This is a genomic window from Cellulomonas sp. (assembly GCF_036279715.1).
In the GTDB taxonomy this organism is placed as follows: Bacteria; Actinomycetota; Actinomycetes; order Actinomycetales; family Cellulomonadaceae; genus Cellulomonas_A.
Window position 1 is genome coordinate 16,578 of sequence record NZ_DASUIR010000117.1, and the last position, 14,853, is coordinate 31,430.

Consider the following 14,853-nt stretch of genomic DNA (forward strand, 5'->3'; position numbering starts at 1 on the left):
GCACGCCGGCAGCAGGCGGATAGGGTCACGGACGTGAGCACGAGCGACCACTACTTCACGGCACAACCCGCCTCGCCCGACGAGCGCCGGGAGGTCAGGGTGCACCTTGCCGGACGTGACGTCGACGTCGAGACGGCCGGCGGCGTGTTCTCCCCGGGCCACGTCGACCTCGGGACCGACGTCCTGCTGCGCGGCGCGCCCCGACCCCCTGCGACCGGTGACCTCCTCGATCTGGGCTGCGGCTGGGGTCCCGTCGCGCTCAGCCTCGCGCTGGCCTCGCCGGACGCGAAGGTCTGGGCTGTGGACGTCAACGAGCGGGCGCTCGACCTGGTCCGCCGCAACGCCGAGCGGCTGGGCTGCGAGAACGTGGTCGCGGCGCGGCCGGACGAGGTCCCGGACGATGTGCGGTTCACGGCGCTGTGGTCGAACCCGCCGATCCGTGTCGGCAAGGAGTCGCTCCACGAGCTGCTGCTGCACTGGCTCCCCCGGCTCGCCGTCGGCGCCCAGGCACACCTCGTCGTCAGCAAGAACCTCGGCGCGGACTCCCTCCAGCGATGGATCGCCGAGCAGCTCGGTGACCGCGCCGACGTCGAGCGGGTCTCGACCTCGAAGGGCTTCCGCGTGCTGCGGGTCACCGCACGCTGACGGCCGCCAGAGCCGCGCGCGCCTGCGTGGGCGTCGGCACGCCCGCGGCCCTGATGCGCTCGACGCCCTCGGCATCCAGGACGAGCACCGTCGGCGTCGCGGTGATCCCCAGCCGCTCCCCCAGTGCGACGTGATCGGCGACGTCGACCTCGACGTGCACCACGCCCTCGGTCGTCGTGGCGACCCGCTCGAGCACGCGCCGCGTGGTGCGGCACGGCGCACAGAAGGTCGAGGAGAACTGCACGAAGGTCGCGCGCGCGCCGACCGGGAGCCCTAGGTCGCGCGCCAGGTCGAGTCCGGCGGCAGGTTCAGCGGGCATGCCGCACGGCCTGGTCAGGCGCCCAGCGCGGCGAGGGCCACGTCGGCGTCGGCGACCAGGACGGCCGGACCGGCGAGCTCGACGTGCCCGCCCGGCAGGACGCTCACCCGCACGGTCCCGCCCGGGACCTCGACCAGCCAGACGTCGGGAGCCCCGTCGCCGGCCCAGGCTCGCACGGCGAGCGCCGCCGCGCACGCACCGGTCCCGCACGAGCGCGTCTCCCCGACCCCTCGCTCGTGCACCCGCATCCGCACGCGGCCGACGACCGAGCCGTCGGGGCCGGCCTCCTCGCCCAGCGGCACGACGAGCTCGACGTTCGTGCCGTGGGGCGGCACCGGGACGACGGCAGGTGCGCGTGTGAGGTCCGCGGCGTCGAGCTCGGCCAGCCCCGCGAGGGCGAGCACCGTGTGCGGGTTGCCGACGTCCACACCGAGCGCGGGACGGACCTCAGCGAGCCCCACCACCGCGACCTCGGCGTCGTAGCCGACCTCGACTGCGCGCGCGCCACCCGGGAGGCTCCACGGACCCATGTCCACCGCGTACCACGGTTCGTCGTCCGCGCTCGAGGTCCCCGCAGCGGCCGCGATCCGACGGACCCAACGCACGCCGGCCCGCGTGCCGACCGCGAGCTCGCCACCGAAGGGGTCCCACAGCCCCAGCCGCTCGAGGTACGCGGCGAACACCCGCACCCCGTTGCCGCACATCTCCGCGATCGAGCCGTCGGCGTTGCGGTAGTCCATGAACCAGCGCGCCGACGGGTCGGCGGCGAGCACCGCGGCGCCCTCGGGGACTCGCGAGCTCTCGACGAGCCGGATGACGCCGTCGCCACCCACCCCGGCATGCCGGTCCGTGAGCGAGCGCACGAGGGGCGCGGACAGGTCGAGCTCGTCGCCCCGGTCGTCGAGGAGCACGAAGTCGTTCTCGGTGCCGTGGCCCTTGGTCACGTGCAGGCTCGTGGCCCGGTCAGCCGCTGCGGGGCTCGGTGTGCCGGTCATGAGCCCAGACTACGGCGCGGCGAGGGGTCGACCGTGGCAGGGCCCAGCGCGCCCGCGTCGGCCGCTGCCACGAGCTCGAGCGCGCGGTCGACGAGGGACGGGTCGCGCGCGTCCAGCCAGTGCACGCGGGGGTCCCGCCCGAACCAGCCCATCTGCTTGCGGGCCAGCCGCCGGGTGCCCGCGGCGACCGCGGCGCGCGCCTCGGACGCACCGATCTCGCCCCGCAGCAGTGCCAGGACCTCCGCGTAGCCGACGGCGCGCGAGGCAGTGCGCCCGATTCCGCGCGCCGCCAGCGCCCGGACCTCGTCGACGAGCCCGGCCTGCCACATGTGCTCCACGCGCGCCTCGATCCGCGCGTCGAGCACGGCGCGGTCGCAGTCGAGCCCGAGCTGGAGGGCGGGCACCTCGTAGACGTGCTGCGGGAGGCTCGCGGAGTAGGGCCGACCCGTCAGGGCGATCACCTCGAGCGCTCGCACGATCCGGCGCGCGTTGCGGGGACCGATCCCGGCCGCCGCGACCGGGTCGAGCCGCTCGAGCTCGGCGTGCAGAGCGCGCGACCCCTCGACCTCCACCCGCTCCTCGAGCCGTGCGCGCGCGTCGGGGTCGGTCCCGGGGAAGTCCATGTGGTCGAGCAGCGCGCGCACGTAGAGTCCCGAGCCACCGACGGCGACGGCCCGCGCACCACGCGCGTCGATCGCGACGAGATCGGCCCTCGCTGCGCGCTGGTAGTCGGCCACCGAGGCGTCCTGGTCGACGTCGAGCACGTCGAGCTGGTGGTGCGGGATGCCGCGTCGCTCGGCGAGCGGGAGCTTCGCGGTCCCGATGTCCATGCCGCGGTAGAGCTGCATGGCGTCGGCGTTGATGATCTCGCCGCCGAGCCGCTCGGCGAGCGTCAGCCCGAGGTCGGACTTGCCGGTGGCAGTCGGGCCGACGACCGCGATCACGAGGCTCATGACCGCTCGCCCGCTCGCACCGGCCGTGGGTGCCAGGTCGCCACGACGTGCTGCGCACCGAACGGTGCGCTGGCCGCCAGGACCACGGCCTCGACCGCGTCGTCCCCGACCGCACCCAGCAGGACCTGCCAGGGACCCCACCCGCTCACGGCGAGCTCCCCCGCGACGCCCTCGTCGAGCCCCCGCAGCCGCTCCAGGGCCGCCGGGCCGCCGTCGGCCAGGTCGGCAAGGACGGCCGCGTCGTACGCGGGAGCGCGCTCGTCGTCGGCGAGCGGCGCGTCGGGGCCGTGCCGCGCGCTCAAGGAGCCGACGACGAGGAGCCCGATGCGGCTCCCGCCGGCTACCGCGCCGATGTCGACCAGGCACGATCCCAGCCTGCGCAGGTCCGCCCCCCGGCCGGTCGTCGCTCCGGCCACGGGCGCGGTGCCGGACGGCCCCACCTCGAGGACGCGCACCGGCCCGGTCCAGCCCGACCGCGCGAGGAGCAGCAGTCCCACGCTCGCGGCGACGCCCGCGGCCGGCGCACCGACCTGAGCGGGGAGTGACGTCGGGTGCGCTGCCGGGTGCGGCGGCGCGAACGACCAGGAGAGCCGGTCGTCGGGGACACCCGCGGACGCGAGGCTGGCCCGCACCGGACCGTCGACGTCGCGGTCGGCGGGACCAGGCGCGACGACGACGACCTGCTCGGGTCCTGCGGAGAGCAGCGCAGCGACGGCGTCGAGGGCGCGCGCTCGCAGGTCGACGAGCACCTCGGCGCGGCCCGCAGCGCCGGGGACCAGCAGGGCCGTCGCAGGGACGAGGGACGCGGCGACCAGCATGACCTGACCGTAGCCGGTCGACCGCGGCGTCCGAGCCGTCAGGAGTCCGCGGCGCGCAGGGCCGCGATCTTCGCCTGCGCGGCCTCGACCGCCTGCGGGTACAGCTCGTCGAGCCGGGCGAAGAACTGCAGCCCGGTGCTCACGGCGCACGACATGTGCAGGTCGAGCTGGTCGTCGGAGATGCCGCGCTCGTAGTCGACCGTGTGCTCCGCGTACACGCCCACGTCGTCACCAGCGACGCGCACGTAGACCTTCGGCCACAGCGTCGTGAGGTTCCACTCGTTCAGCACGCGCGTGAGCGCGTCCACCTCGGACACCGGCAGGTCGCGTGACCACCGACCCCGGACCTGCAGGTAGTCACCGCGTGCCCCCTGCCGGAAGAAGTAGAAGACGTGGTCCTCCCAGCGCCCGCCGATGTCCCCGTCGGCGTCGACCGCATAGACGAGGCCGCGCGCCTCGAGCCGGTCGACGATCCGCTGATGGGTCAGTGGTGGCAGCGTGACGTCCTCGCCCATGGTCGTGGTCCTCTCTCTGGTCGGACGCGGTCCCGCGGTTCCGCGGACGCTGCGACCTCGGGCGAGACTAACCCGGACACGAACCGCGCAGACGGCTGTCCGACGTCGGGGTTAGGGTTTCGCCATGGGCTTCTTCCCCGGCCGTCGGCTGAGCCGCTGGTTCGGGCTGCGAGCCGCCGACGGCGGTGCCGGTGCACCTTTGGCCTCCGGCCTCGCCCCGGCGGACTCGGGCGCGAGCGCGGTGCCGGACGACGAGCTCCACGACCGCGTCGCCGAGCTCCTGGTGCGTGAGCTCGGGGCGACGCAGATCGTCGTCGATGCCCCGACGCCGGTCACACCCGAGCGCATCACCGCGTGGTTCCGTCGCAACGACTTCAGCTACTTCGTCGACAACGACGGTGACCTCGGTGGGCTGTGGCGCGGCCGGCTGTACTACTTCTTCCTGTTCGGTGACGACTCCGAGATCCTGCAGATCCGCGGCCAGTGGCACCGGGAGGTCTCGATCGAGCGCCTCGAGGAGGTTCTCGACGCCTGCAACGAGTGGAACGCCGAGCGCATCTGGCCCAAGGCGTACGTGCGGGTGAGAGACAACGGCATGGTGCACGTCATCGCGGAGGTCGCGACCGATCTCGAGCACGGGGTGACCGACGACCAGCTCAACCAGCTGCTGTTCTGCGGTCTGAGCACCGGCAGCATGTTCTTCGACTCGATCGACGAGCTCTACCCCGACCCGGCGGCGATGGCGCCATGACCGAACCTCTGCGCCCCGGCTGGCTCTCGCGTGTCCTCGGTGGCTTCACCAAGCCGGTCAAGCACGACCCGGCGAGCTCCTCCGAGAGCCCGACCCCGCTGACCCGTGGCCGGATCGCGAGCTACCTCGACTCGCGCGGGTACCGGTACGTCGTCGACGACGACGGCGACCTCACCGGAACGTGGGACGGCAGCCGCTTCTGGTTCCTGCTGCTCGGCGACGACGAGGAGATCGTGCAGGTCCGGGGGCGGTGGCACCGGTCGTTGCCGCTGGAGCGGCGTGGGGCGGCAGCCCTCGCGGTCAACGACTGGAACCGCGAACACATCTGGCCCAAGGTGTACATCCGCGAGGAGGATGGCCTGCTCGCGCTGTACAGCGAGGTCTCGGCGGACCTGGAACGCGGCGTGACCGACGACCAGCTCGCTCAGCTCGTCGCGTGCGGCCTCGGCACGGGCGTGCAGATGTTCAGCGCCTTCGACGAGATCCTGCCGCACGACGACTCACCGCCGCCGGGGACCCCGAACAACTGAGCGACCCGACGGCTCGGCCGCCGAACGGCCGACCGGATCAGCTCGGTCGCGACCCGAGCGTGGGGAGCCCCAGCAGCACCGGGCCCACGGCCCCGGTCGACGTCCCGCACCCCGTGGGATCTGCGCCGTGCGAGTGCTCGACCGCGCCGGACCACCGGACCGACCAGGCGTCGCCCGCGCGGGTCCGGCGCACCTCGAACGTCCCACCCGGTTCCAGCCCGGAGTCCGCGACCAGGTAGTGGGGGGCAGCGCGCGTGACCGTGACCGCGACCAGGTCGCCGGGGCGCGGCGCGTCATGCGGTCCGTCGCCGGGACGCGCCGACGCCTGCGATCCGTCGTCGGGCAGCGTGGCGCTGGTCTTCGCCGGGATGCTTGTCCCGGACGGCAGGGCCAGGTGGACGAGCCGGTTGTCCGCTGCGCGCCCGGAGATCCGGTGCGACGCCTCGTCCTTGCGCCCCTCGGACTCGGCGACGAGGACCTCGACGACACGCCCGACCTGGGCCTGCATCTCCTCGAGCGCGATTCGGTCCTGCAGCGCGGTGAGCCGCTCGTAGCGCTCCTGCACGACGGCCTTGGGCAGCTGCTCCGGCAGCTCGGCCGCCGGGGTCCCGGGACGTGGCGAGTACTGGAACGTGAACGCGGACGCGAACCGTGCGGCCTCGACCACCCGCAGCGTCTCCGCGAAGTCGGCCTCGGTCTCCCCCGGGAAACCCACGATGATGTCCGTCGTGATCGCGGCATCGGGCATCGCAGCGCGCACCCGCTCGAGGATCCCGAGGAACTTGTCCGACCGGTAGGAGCGGCGCATCGCGCGCAGGATGCGGTCCGACCCGGACTGCAGCGGCATGTGCAGCTGTGGCATGACCGTCGGTGTCTCGGCCATCGCCGCGATCACGTCGTCGGTGAACGACGCCGGGTGCGGGGACGTGAACCGGAGCCGCTCGAGACCCTCGACCGCCCCGGCAGCGCGCAGCAGCTTGGCAAACGCGCCGCGGTCACCGAACTCGACGCCGTAGGAGTTGACGTTCTGGCCGAGCAGCGTGACCTCGATGGCTCCCTGGCCCACGAGAGCCTCGATCTCCGCGAGGATCGCGCCGGGTCGACGGTCGCGCTCCTTGCCGCGCAGGTGCGGGACGATGCAGAAGGTGCAGGTGTTGTTGCACCCGACGCTGATCGAGACCCAGCCGGCGTAGACCGACTCGCGCCGGGTCGGGAGCGTCGACGGGAACACCTGGAGAGACTCGGCAATCTCGACGGCCGCCTGCTCGTTGTGCCTCGCTCGCTCGAGCAGGACCGGGAGCGCGTCGAGGTTGTGGGTGCCGAAGACGACATCGACCCAGGGAGCACGGTCCACGATGCCCGCACGATCCTTCTGGGCGAGGCAGCCCCCGACGGCGATCTGCATGCCTGGACGCGCACGCTTGATCGGGACGAGCCGACCGAGGTTGCCGTAGAGCTTGCCGGCGGCGTTCTCGCGGACCGCACACGTGTTGATGACCAGGACGTCGACGGCCTCGGCGGCGGCGTCCTGCGGGCTGGCCGCCACGTACCCGGCCTGCTCGAGCATGCCAGCCATGTGCTCCGAGTCGTGCACGTTCATCTGGCAGCCGAGCGTCTTGACGAGGTAGGTGCGGCCGGTGCTCGCGGGCGCGACCGGCCGTGCCGCGGGCGTCGTCTCGGCGACGCCGATGAGGGCCGGTTCGGGGGAAGACACAGTCGTGGACATCACCGTCAAGGGTAAGTCCCGCCTTGCTCGACGCCGTCCCGCCGCCACTCGATCCGCACCCCCGACCGGTGAGGGGTGGCCGTCGCCCCGATTCGCCCCTACGTTCAGTCAATGGACCAGCCCTCCGCAATCGCCGACGCGCCCGGTCCGCTGACGTCGCCGCGACCTCACGAGCCGCTCGTCGTCCTCGAACGGGTCAACAAGTACTTCGGATCGCTGCACGTCCTCCAGGACATCGACCTGACGGTCAACCGCGGCGAGGTCCTGGTGGTCATCGGCCCTTCGGGCAGCGGCAAGTCGACGCTGTGCCGGACCGTCAACCGCCTCGAGACCATCGACTCGGGGACGATCACCATCGACGGGGTCCCGATCCCAGCCGAGGGGCGTGCACTCGCGCGCCTGCGCGCCGACGTCGGGATGGTGTTCCAGTCGTTCAACCTCTTCGCCCACAAGACCGTCCTGCAGAACGTCACCCTCGGGCAGGTCAAGGCGAAGGGGGTGTCACCGCGCGAGGCGAAGGCCGTCGCTCGAGAGATCCTCGAACGCGTCGGCGTGGCCGACCAGGCGGACAAGCTGCCCGCGCAGCTGTCGGGCGGCCAGCAGCAGCGGGTCGCGATCGCACGGGCTCTCGCGATGCGGCCCAAGGTGATGCTGTTCGACGAGCCGACCTCCGCGCTGGACCCCGAGATGATCAATGAGGTCCTCGACGTGATGGTCGCGCTCGCGAAGGACGGGATGACCATGGTCGTGGTGACCCACGAGATGGGCTTCGCGCGCAAGGCCGCCCACCGCGTCGTCTTCATGGATGCGGGCCGCATCGTCGAGGAAGCCGATCCGGAGACGTTCTTCACGAACCCCCGCAGCGAGCGCGCGCGGGACTTCCTGTCCAAGATCCTCACCCACTGAGCGCAGCGCCGTCTGGCGCTGCCGACACGAAGGAGACCTCGATGCGCAACCGTCCCGCAGGGCTGCTCGCTCTGCTCTCCGCCGCCACACTCACGCTCGCCGCATGCTCGGGCAGCACCCCGGAACCCGCCTCGACGTCCGCTGGGAGCAGCTCGTCGGCCACCGTCGCCGCGTTCCCGGAAGGCTCGACGATGGCCAAGCTCCACGCCGCCGGGACCATGACGATCGGCACGAAGTTCGACCAGCCGCTCTTCGGTCTCGTCGGGCCCGACGGCGTCCCCGAGGGGTTCGACATCGAGATCGCCAAGATCATCGCGGGCAAGCTCGGCATCAGCCCCGACAAGATCACGTGGAAAGAGACGGTCTCGGCGAACCGGGAGTCGTTCATCAGCTCCGGCGCGGTCGACATCGTGGTCGCGACGTACACGATCAACGACAAGCGCAAGCAGGTCGTCTCGTTCGCGGGTCCGTACTACGTCGCCGGTCAGTCGATCCTGACACTCGCGTCGAGGACCGACATCCAGGGACCGGCCGACCTCGCGGGGAAGAAGGTCTGCACCGTGTCCGGGTCGACGCCCGAGGCGAACCTCCTCGCGAAGTTCCCGGACACGACGGTCGTCCCGTTCGACACCTACTCCGCGTGCCTCGACCCGCTCCGCAACGGACAGGTCGACGCAGTGAGCACAGACAACGTGATCCTCGCCGGGTTCGCCGCCGACAACGCCGACCTCGCGGTGCGCGGCGAGCCCTTCACCCAGGAGCCCTACGGCATCGGCCTGAAGAAGGACGACACCGAGTTCCGCTCCTGGATCAACGACACGCTCGAGGCGTCGTTCGCCGACGGCACCTGGACCGCCGCGTGGAAGAAGACCGCCGGGACCGTGCTGCCGACCCCCGAGCCGCCGAAGGTCGACCGGTACTGAGACCGCCGCCGTCGGGTCCGCGGCCGAACCGTCCGCGGACCCCCGACCGGCCAGCAACGCCAGCCTCAGGAGACCAGCCCCGTGAACCTCATCGCCGACAACCTGCCGACGTTCCTCGCCGGCTTCCGCACGACGCTGCAGCTCACGCTGGTGTCCGGCGCGATCGCCATGATCTGGGGAACCGTGCTCGCGGCCCTCCGCGTTGCGCCGCTGCGCTCGTTGCGCGCGTTCGCCACGGCGTATGTGGAGCTCCTGCGCAACACTCCGCTCACCCTGGTCTTCTTCGCCATGGTGCTCATCGCACCGCAGTTCGGCGTCATCGCGCCGCTCGGCTTCTGGACGGCGGTCATCTGCCTGTCCGCGTACACCTCAGCCTTCGTCTGCGAGGCGGTTCGGTCGGGGATCAACAGCGTCGGCATCGGACAGGCCGAGGCCGCCCGTGCGATCGGTCTGACGTTCGCGCAGACGCTCTCCCAGGTCGTCCTGCCGCAGGCCGTCCGGTCCGTCGTTCCGCCGCTCATCAACGTCTTCGTCGCGCTCACGAAGAACACGTCGGTCGCCGCTGGGTTCGCTGTGGTCGAGCTGACCGGCACCGGCCGGCGTCTCTCGCTCGCCAACCCCGGCGAGAGCATCTGGGTCCTCGTCGGCGTCGCCGCGTTCTACCTGCTCATCACCGTCCCGTCGGGTATCGCCGCCGGGGTCGTCGAACGGAAGGTGGCCTTCTCACGATGAGCTCGATCCTCTACGACTCCCCTGGGCCGGTCGGTCGACGTCGCGAGCTCCTCGGATCGATCATCGGCGGCGCCATCCTGCTCGTCCTCGTCGCTGCGGGCCTGTGGTTCGCTGCCGGGCGCGGCGTCTTCTCGTCGGGCCGCTGGGATGTCCTCTACGCGCCACCGAAGCGGCAGACCGCCTCTGACGTCTGGCGCTCGCTGCTGGTGGTGGGACTCGGCGCGACGCTGCGGGCTGCCGTCGTTGCCGCGCCGCTCGCGCTCGCAATCGGACTCCTGCTCGCCATCTGGCGAAGCGCGCGGTCGCGGTGGCTGAGGTTGCCGGCGGTCGTCACGATCGAGCTGTTCCGCGGGCTGCCCGTGCTGCTCATGATGTTCTTCGGCTTGCTCGGCTTCGGCTGGAGCGCCTTCGCCGCTGTCGTCTTCGGGCTGACTGCCTACAACATGGCCATCATCGCCGAGATCCTCCGGGCCGGCCTGGCGGCGCTCCCCGCAGGGCAGGCCGAGGCGGCGTACGCCCTCGGCCTCACGCGCAGCCAGACGCTCTTCTCGATCCTGCTGCCGCAAGCCGTGCGCACGATGCTGCCCAGCCTCATCGCCCAGCTCGTCGTGCTGCTCAAGGACTCCTCGCTCGGTTTCATCGTCGGCTACCCCGAGCTGCTGAAGGCCGTGCAGAACAACGCGCAGTACTTCGGCAACGCCTACTACGTCGCCCTGTTCGTCGTGGGTGCCGGGACCTACCTCGCCGTCAACATCTCGTTGTCGCGGGTGGCACTCCGGCTCCAGGGACGTGCACGACGCACCTCCGCGGCCCCACCCCCGCTGCCGGGGGGCCCGTTGCTCCCGGTCAAGGCGGCGTACGTGGCGCCGCGCGTCCGACCGTAGAGCTCAGCCGGCGGTGGCGCTGGCCCGCAGCTCGCGGACGACCGTCACCTTGATCTCGCCGGGGTAGGTCAGGTCGGCCTCGATGTGCTTCGCGATCGCGACAGCCAGCTGCGGCAGCGCGAAGTCGTCGACCTCGGTCGGCTCGACCACGACGCGGACCTCGCGACCCGCGGACATCGCGAGCGCGCGGCGAACGCCCGGGTGTGCGGCCACGAGCTGTTCGAGCTTGTCCATGCGCTCGACGTACTGGTCGAGCTCCTCGCGCCGCGCCCCCGGGCGCGCCGCTGATGCGGCATCCGCCGCCTGCACGAGGACCGCCTCGACCGTGTCGGGCGGCACCTCGTCGTGATGTGCCGCGATCGCGTTCACGACGACCGCGGACTCGCCGAACCGTCGCGCGAGCTCACCGCCGACCAGCGCGTGCGTCCCCGGTACGTCGGCGCTCATCGCCTTGCCGATGTCGTGAAGGAACGCCCCGCGACGCGCGACGTCGATGTCGGCTCCGACCTCGGCCGCCATCGCCGCCGCGAGCAGCGCGCTCTCGACGAGGTGCTCGAGGACGTTCTGGCCGTAGGACGTCCGCAGGCGCAGGCGGCCGAGGGTGCGCACGAGCTCGGGGTGCAGGTTGGTCACACCGGCACGCTCCGCAGCGTCGTGCCCTGCAGCGTCGGTCCGGTCGTCCGCGCCGGCGACCGCGTCGGCGTACGCCGCCTCGATCCGCTGCGGGTGGATGCGGCCGTCGGCCATGAGCGCCTCGAGGGCCGACTGGGCGATCTCGCGACGCTCGGGGTCGAAGCAGGAGAGCACGACGGCGTCGGGCGTGTCGTCGATCAGGACGTTCACGCCCGTGAGCGCCTCGAACAGCCGGATGTTGCGCCCCTCCTTGCCGATGATCCGACCTTTCATCTCGTCGGACGGCAGCGGAAGGATCGTCACGGCCGACTGCGAGCTCGTCGCGACAACGGTGCGCTGCACCGCTGTCACGACGATCCGCTTCGCACGGGCATCAGCGGTCCGACGCGCCTGCGCCTCTGCGCGCCGCACCTGGGCTGCCCCCGCGTTGACAGCATCGGTCACCATGCCGGCGATGAGCTGGGCACGCGCCTCGTCGGCCGTCAGACCCGCGAGGGTCTCGAGCCGACTGAGGGCCTCACGGTCGGCCGCCGCAAGCCGCTCGGCGGCCTCCCGTTGGGCCTCGGCCGCTCGACGGCTGACCGACCGGTCGGTCTCGGCGACCTCGTCCTCACGCGCGCGCACCGCGCGCTCACGGTCGGCGAGGACGCGCTGCTCAGCGAGGAGCTCGTCCTCACGGGCCGCGGCCCGGGACTCGCGCCGCTGGGCGTCGGCAAGGAGCGACCGGGCCTCGTCCTTGATCGAGGCCACGTCTGCGGAGGCCCGTGCACGCTGCGTGTCGGCCTCGCGTCGGGCCACGAGCACCAGCAGCAGAGCGACGAGGCATGCGACCAGCAGGCCCACGATCGTTGCGATGTCGCCGACAGTCACATGCACCTCCCGCGCCAGGCTGTGAAGTGTTCGCGCGAAGATGCGCCCCCGGTCACGTGCCGTGCCCATTCTGACGCACCTGCGGTGATTCGTCGGTCAGGGCGCGCGCCGTGGGCCCGTCAGGCGGCCCCGTCAGAGCGAGTCGAGACCTGTCTCGTCGTCGACTGCATCCACGCCCTCGGCAAGCAGCTCCTCGCGCACCAGGCGGCTGATGAGGGTGCCGCCGTAGCCACGGCGACCCAGCGCGGCGAAGATCCGCCGCGCTCGGGTCTGCGCGTCGAGCCCGCGAGTCGCCACGAGCCTGCGACGCACGAGCGCCCGCGCCGCGCGCTCCTCGTCCTCGTCATCGACCTCCCCCAGCGCTTCGGTGGCCACCTCGTCATCGACACCGCGTCTGCGCAGCTCGGCCCCGATCGCGCGCCGGGCCAGACCCCGCTCGCCTTGTCGGGTGCGCACGAGCATCCGGGCGTACTCGGCGTCGTCCAGGAGCCCGACCTCGGTGAACCGGTCCAGCACCGCGTCCGACACCTCGGAGGGCACATCCTTGCGCGACATCGCCGCGGCAAGCTCGGCACGGCTCCGCGGGGCGCCGGCCAGCATCCGCAGCCCGATCGCGCGCGCGATCGACTCGTGATCCGGTGCGCGATCGGTCTCAGCCGAGGGAACCGGCGGCGGCTCCTGCCCGAAGCCGCCGCCCGACCTTCCCCCCGAGCGCTTGGCGGGCGAGCTCCCGGTGCGCGCCCGCGACTGCCCACCGGGACGCCCGAAGCTCACGTCGTCGCCGCCACGGTGACGACGACGCCCATCACCATGTCGATCACCATTCGGTGGGTCCTCCTCGTGCCGTCACCGGCTCCCCGACTCAGAACTCGACCTTCGCTGCGTCCTCGGCGGGCGCATCGACCACGGCCCCCACACCGAGCTTCTCCTTGACGCGCTTCTCGATCTCGTTGGCCAGATCGGGGTTGTCGCGCAGGAAGCCGCGCGAGTTCTCCTTGCCCTGGCCGAGCTGGTCACCCTCGTAGGTGAACCAGGAGCCCGACTTGCGGACGATCCCGTGCTCGACACCCATGTCGATGAGGCTGCCCTCGCGGGAGATGCCGACGCCGTACAGGATGTCGAACTCAGCCTGCTTGAACGGTGGCGCCATCTTGTTCTTGACGACCTTGACGCGTGTGCGGTTGCCGACGGCCTCCGTGCCCTCCTTGAGGGTCTCGATACGCCGGATGTCCAGGCGGATCGATGCGTAGAACTTCAGTGCCTTGCCACCCGTCGTCGTCTCCGGGGACCCGAAGAACACGCCGATCTTCTCGCGCAGCTGGTTGATGAAGATCGCGGTGGTGCCCGAGGAGTTGAGGGCGCCGGTGATCTTGCGCAGCGCCTGCGACATCAGGCGGGCCTGCAGACCGACGTGGCTGTCCCCCATCTCGCCCTCGATCTCGGCCTTGGGGACGAGCGCCGCGACGGAGTCGATGACGACGATGTCGATCGCGTTGGACCGGATCAGCATGTCCATGATCTCGAGCGCCTGCTCGCCGGTGTCGGGCTGCGAGACGAGCAGGTTGTCGGTGTCGACGCCCAGCTTCTTCGCGTACTCCGGGTCCAGCGCGTGCTCCGCGTCGATGAACGCCGCGATGCCACCGGCACGCTGCGCGTTCGCGACGGCATGCAGCGCGAGGGTCGTCTTGCCCGAGGACTCCGGGCCGTAGATCTCCACGACGCGGCCGCGCGGGAGCCCGCCGATGCCGAGGGCGATGTCGAGGGCGAGCGAACCCGTCGGGATCACCGCGACCGGGGAACGACCCTCGTCACCGAGTCGCATGATCGATCCCTTGCCGAACTGACGGTCGATCTGGCCGAGCGCGGCCTCGAGGGCCTTCGTACGGTCCTGCGGAGCTGCCATGTCACACCTCGTCGTCTCAGGCAGCGGATCGCTGCACGTTCTGGGGCTGGTCTCTGGTTTCGGGTGACGCTATGCCTGACCACCGACATCCGTCCGTGCTCTGTCCACAGGGCTCTGCCGCAGGGCGCAGCCCGTGGGCTGTCCGATCCGGCAGGTGCTGGGACGTCCGCACCGGGAGCAACATTACCCGAACACGTGTTCGATCGCTGCGACACGCCGAACACCCACCGTCGCGCGGTGCGGTCATCCAGCCGAGCGGCGCCCGACCACGTCGACGGCCCCGCCCGGCTCGAGGACCACGGCCCGGCAACCCGGGGCGAACCGCTCGAGCGCGACCTCGAACGCCGCTCCCGCCCGGTCCATCCAGCCGGGCGGCAGGCGCCGCGACGCGGGGGCATGGAGCGTCCCCCAGTGCACAGGGACTGCCGCGCGTGCGCCCGCCGCGGCGCACGCGTGCGCCGCCTGCACGGGGTCCATGTGCCCCCCCGACAGCCGGGGCCCCCAGCCACCCACAGGCACCAGGGCGAGGTCGATCGGTCCGCCCGCCAGCTCGTGCAGGTGCGCCATGGCGGGGAACGGCGCCGTGTCCCCCGCGAACCAGATCCGCAGCCCCGGCGCGGCGACGACGAAACCGTTGGCGGCGTTGGGCCGGCGCCGCATCGGGCGGTCGCCGTGCACGGCGTGCGTCAGCCGCACCCGGACGTCCGAGCCCGGCACGGGCCACCAGGCGTCGCCATGGAGACCGACCGC

Annotated in this window: 17 protein-coding genes; 7 read left to right on the forward strand and 10 right to left on the reverse strand. The window is 72.0% G+C overall.

What is annotated here, in order from left to right; genetic code table 11:
* Positions 1 to 33 precede the first annotated feature (33 nt).
* A complete protein-coding gene (locus VFW79_RS11780) occupies positions 34 to 645 on the forward strand; it encodes a class I SAM-dependent methyltransferase (protein WP_329677480.1) in 612 nt (203 codons plus the stop codon).
* Here the strand turns inward: VFW79_RS11780 and VFW79_RS11785 are convergent.
* From VFW79_RS11785 to VFW79_RS11805, 5 genes are read right to left on the reverse strand one after another with little or no spacing between them, the layout of a single operon-like run.
* The gene (locus tag VFW79_RS11785) at positions 632 to 964 is read right to left on the reverse strand and encodes a thioredoxin family protein (RefSeq protein ID WP_329677481.1); all 333 of its coding nucleotides are present in this window, start codon (positions 962 to 964) and stop codon (positions 632 to 634) included. The genes VFW79_RS11780 and VFW79_RS11785 overlap by 14 nt on opposite strands.
* Positions 965 to 978: 14 nt before the next feature.
* On the reverse strand, positions 979 to 1,959 hold the full coding sequence (gene dapF / locus VFW79_RS11790) for a diaminopimelate epimerase (RefSeq protein WP_329677482.1): 981 nt from the start codon (positions 1,957 to 1,959) through the stop codon (positions 979 to 981).
* Positions 1,956 to 2,912 (reverse strand): tRNA (adenosine(37)-N6)-dimethylallyltransferase MiaA, encoded by a 957-nt coding sequence (gene miaA / locus VFW79_RS11795; protein WP_329677483.1) that lies wholly within the window; start codon positions 2,910 to 2,912, stop codon positions 1,956 to 1,958. The genes dapF and miaA overlap by 4 nt, the downstream gene beginning before the upstream one ends.
* Positions 2,909 to 3,730, reverse strand: coding sequence for a hypothetical protein (locus VFW79_RS11800; protein WP_329677484.1), 822 nt, complete (start codon positions 3,728 to 3,730; stop codon positions 2,909 to 2,911). Before VFW79_RS11800 ends, miaA begins: the two co-directional genes overlap by 4 nt.
* Positions 3,731 to 3,768: 38 nt before the next feature.
* Positions 3,769 to 4,245: a YbjN domain-containing protein gene (locus VFW79_RS11805; RefSeq protein WP_329677485.1), complete on the reverse strand. Its 477-nt coding sequence runs from the start codon at positions 4,243 to 4,245 to the stop codon at positions 3,769 to 3,771.
* A gap of 124 nt (positions 4,246 to 4,369) precedes the next feature.
* On the opposite strand from VFW79_RS11805, the gene VFW79_RS11810 reads away from it, so the two are divergent.
* Both VFW79_RS11810 and VFW79_RS11815 read left to right on the forward strand, forming a co-directional pair.
* On the forward strand, positions 4,370 to 4,996 hold the full coding sequence (locus VFW79_RS11810; protein ID WP_329677486.1) for a YbjN domain-containing protein: 627 nt from the start codon (positions 4,370 to 4,372) through the stop codon (positions 4,994 to 4,996).
* Entirely contained in the window at positions 4,993 to 5,526 is a 534-nt protein-coding gene (locus VFW79_RS11815) for a YbjN domain-containing protein (RefSeq protein WP_329677487.1), read from the forward strand. Before VFW79_RS11810 ends, VFW79_RS11815 begins: the two co-directional genes overlap by 4 nt.
* A 37-nt stretch (positions 5,527 to 5,563) precedes the next feature.
* On the opposite strand, the gene miaB is transcribed toward VFW79_RS11815, so the two are convergent.
* Positions 5,564 to 7,252 (reverse strand): tRNA (N6-isopentenyl adenosine(37)-C2)-methylthiotransferase MiaB, encoded by a 1,689-nt coding sequence (gene miaB / locus VFW79_RS11820; RefSeq protein WP_329677488.1) that lies wholly within the window; start codon positions 7,250 to 7,252, stop codon positions 5,564 to 5,566.
* A 111-nt stretch (positions 7,253 to 7,363) separates the two neighbouring features.
* Between miaB and VFW79_RS11825 the strand changes: the two genes are divergently transcribed.
* The 4 genes from VFW79_RS11825 to VFW79_RS11840 all read left to right on the forward strand — a co-directional run bounded on the left by VFW79_RS11825 (position 7,364) and on the right by VFW79_RS11840 (position 10,697).
* Positions 7,364 to 8,158 (forward strand): amino acid ABC transporter ATP-binding protein, encoded by a 795-nt coding sequence (locus tag VFW79_RS11825; protein ID WP_329677489.1) that lies wholly within the window; start codon positions 7,364 to 7,366, stop codon positions 8,156 to 8,158.
* 41 nt (positions 8,159 to 8,199) lie between these two features.
* Positions 8,200 to 9,081: a glutamate ABC transporter substrate-binding protein gene (locus tag VFW79_RS11830; RefSeq protein ID WP_329677490.1), complete on the forward strand. Its 882-nt coding sequence runs from the start codon at positions 8,200 to 8,202 to the stop codon at positions 9,079 to 9,081.
* 81 nt (positions 9,082 to 9,162) lie between these two features.
* Complete coding sequence (locus VFW79_RS11835) at positions 9,163 to 9,813, forward strand: amino acid ABC transporter permease (protein ID WP_329677491.1); 651 nt, start codon at positions 9,163 to 9,165, stop codon at positions 9,811 to 9,813.
* Positions 9,810 to 10,697 carry an ABC transporter permease subunit gene (locus VFW79_RS11840; protein WP_329677492.1) on the forward strand — a complete coding sequence of 296 codons (888 nt, stop codon included), beginning with the start codon at positions 9,810 to 9,812 and terminating at the stop codon, positions 10,695 to 10,697. The genes VFW79_RS11835 and VFW79_RS11840 overlap by 4 nt, the downstream gene beginning before the upstream one ends.
* A 3-nt stretch (positions 10,698 to 10,700) precedes the next feature.
* On the opposite strand, the gene rny is transcribed toward VFW79_RS11840, so the two are convergent.
* The 4 genes from rny to VFW79_RS11860 all read right to left on the reverse strand — a co-directional run.
* Positions 10,701 to 12,200, reverse strand: a complete 1,500-nt coding sequence (rny, locus tag VFW79_RS11845) for a ribonuclease Y (RefSeq protein ID WP_329677493.1) — start codon at positions 12,198 to 12,200, stop codon at positions 10,701 to 10,703.
* Positions 12,201 to 12,332: 132 nt separating this feature from the next.
* Entirely contained in the window at positions 12,333 to 12,974 is a 642-nt protein-coding gene (locus VFW79_RS11850; RefSeq protein ID WP_329677494.1) for a regulatory protein RecX, read from the reverse strand.
* Between the two features lie 88 nt (positions 12,975 to 13,062).
* Complete coding sequence (gene recA, locus VFW79_RS11855) at positions 13,063 to 14,103, reverse strand: recombinase RecA (RefSeq protein ID WP_109132838.1); 1,041 nt, start codon at positions 14,101 to 14,103, stop codon at positions 13,063 to 13,065.
* A gap of 243 nt (positions 14,104 to 14,346) precedes the next feature.
* The coding region (locus VFW79_RS11860; RefSeq protein ID WP_329677495.1) for an MBL fold metallo-hydrolase at positions 14,347 to 14,853 on the reverse strand (507 nt) is incomplete at its 5' end.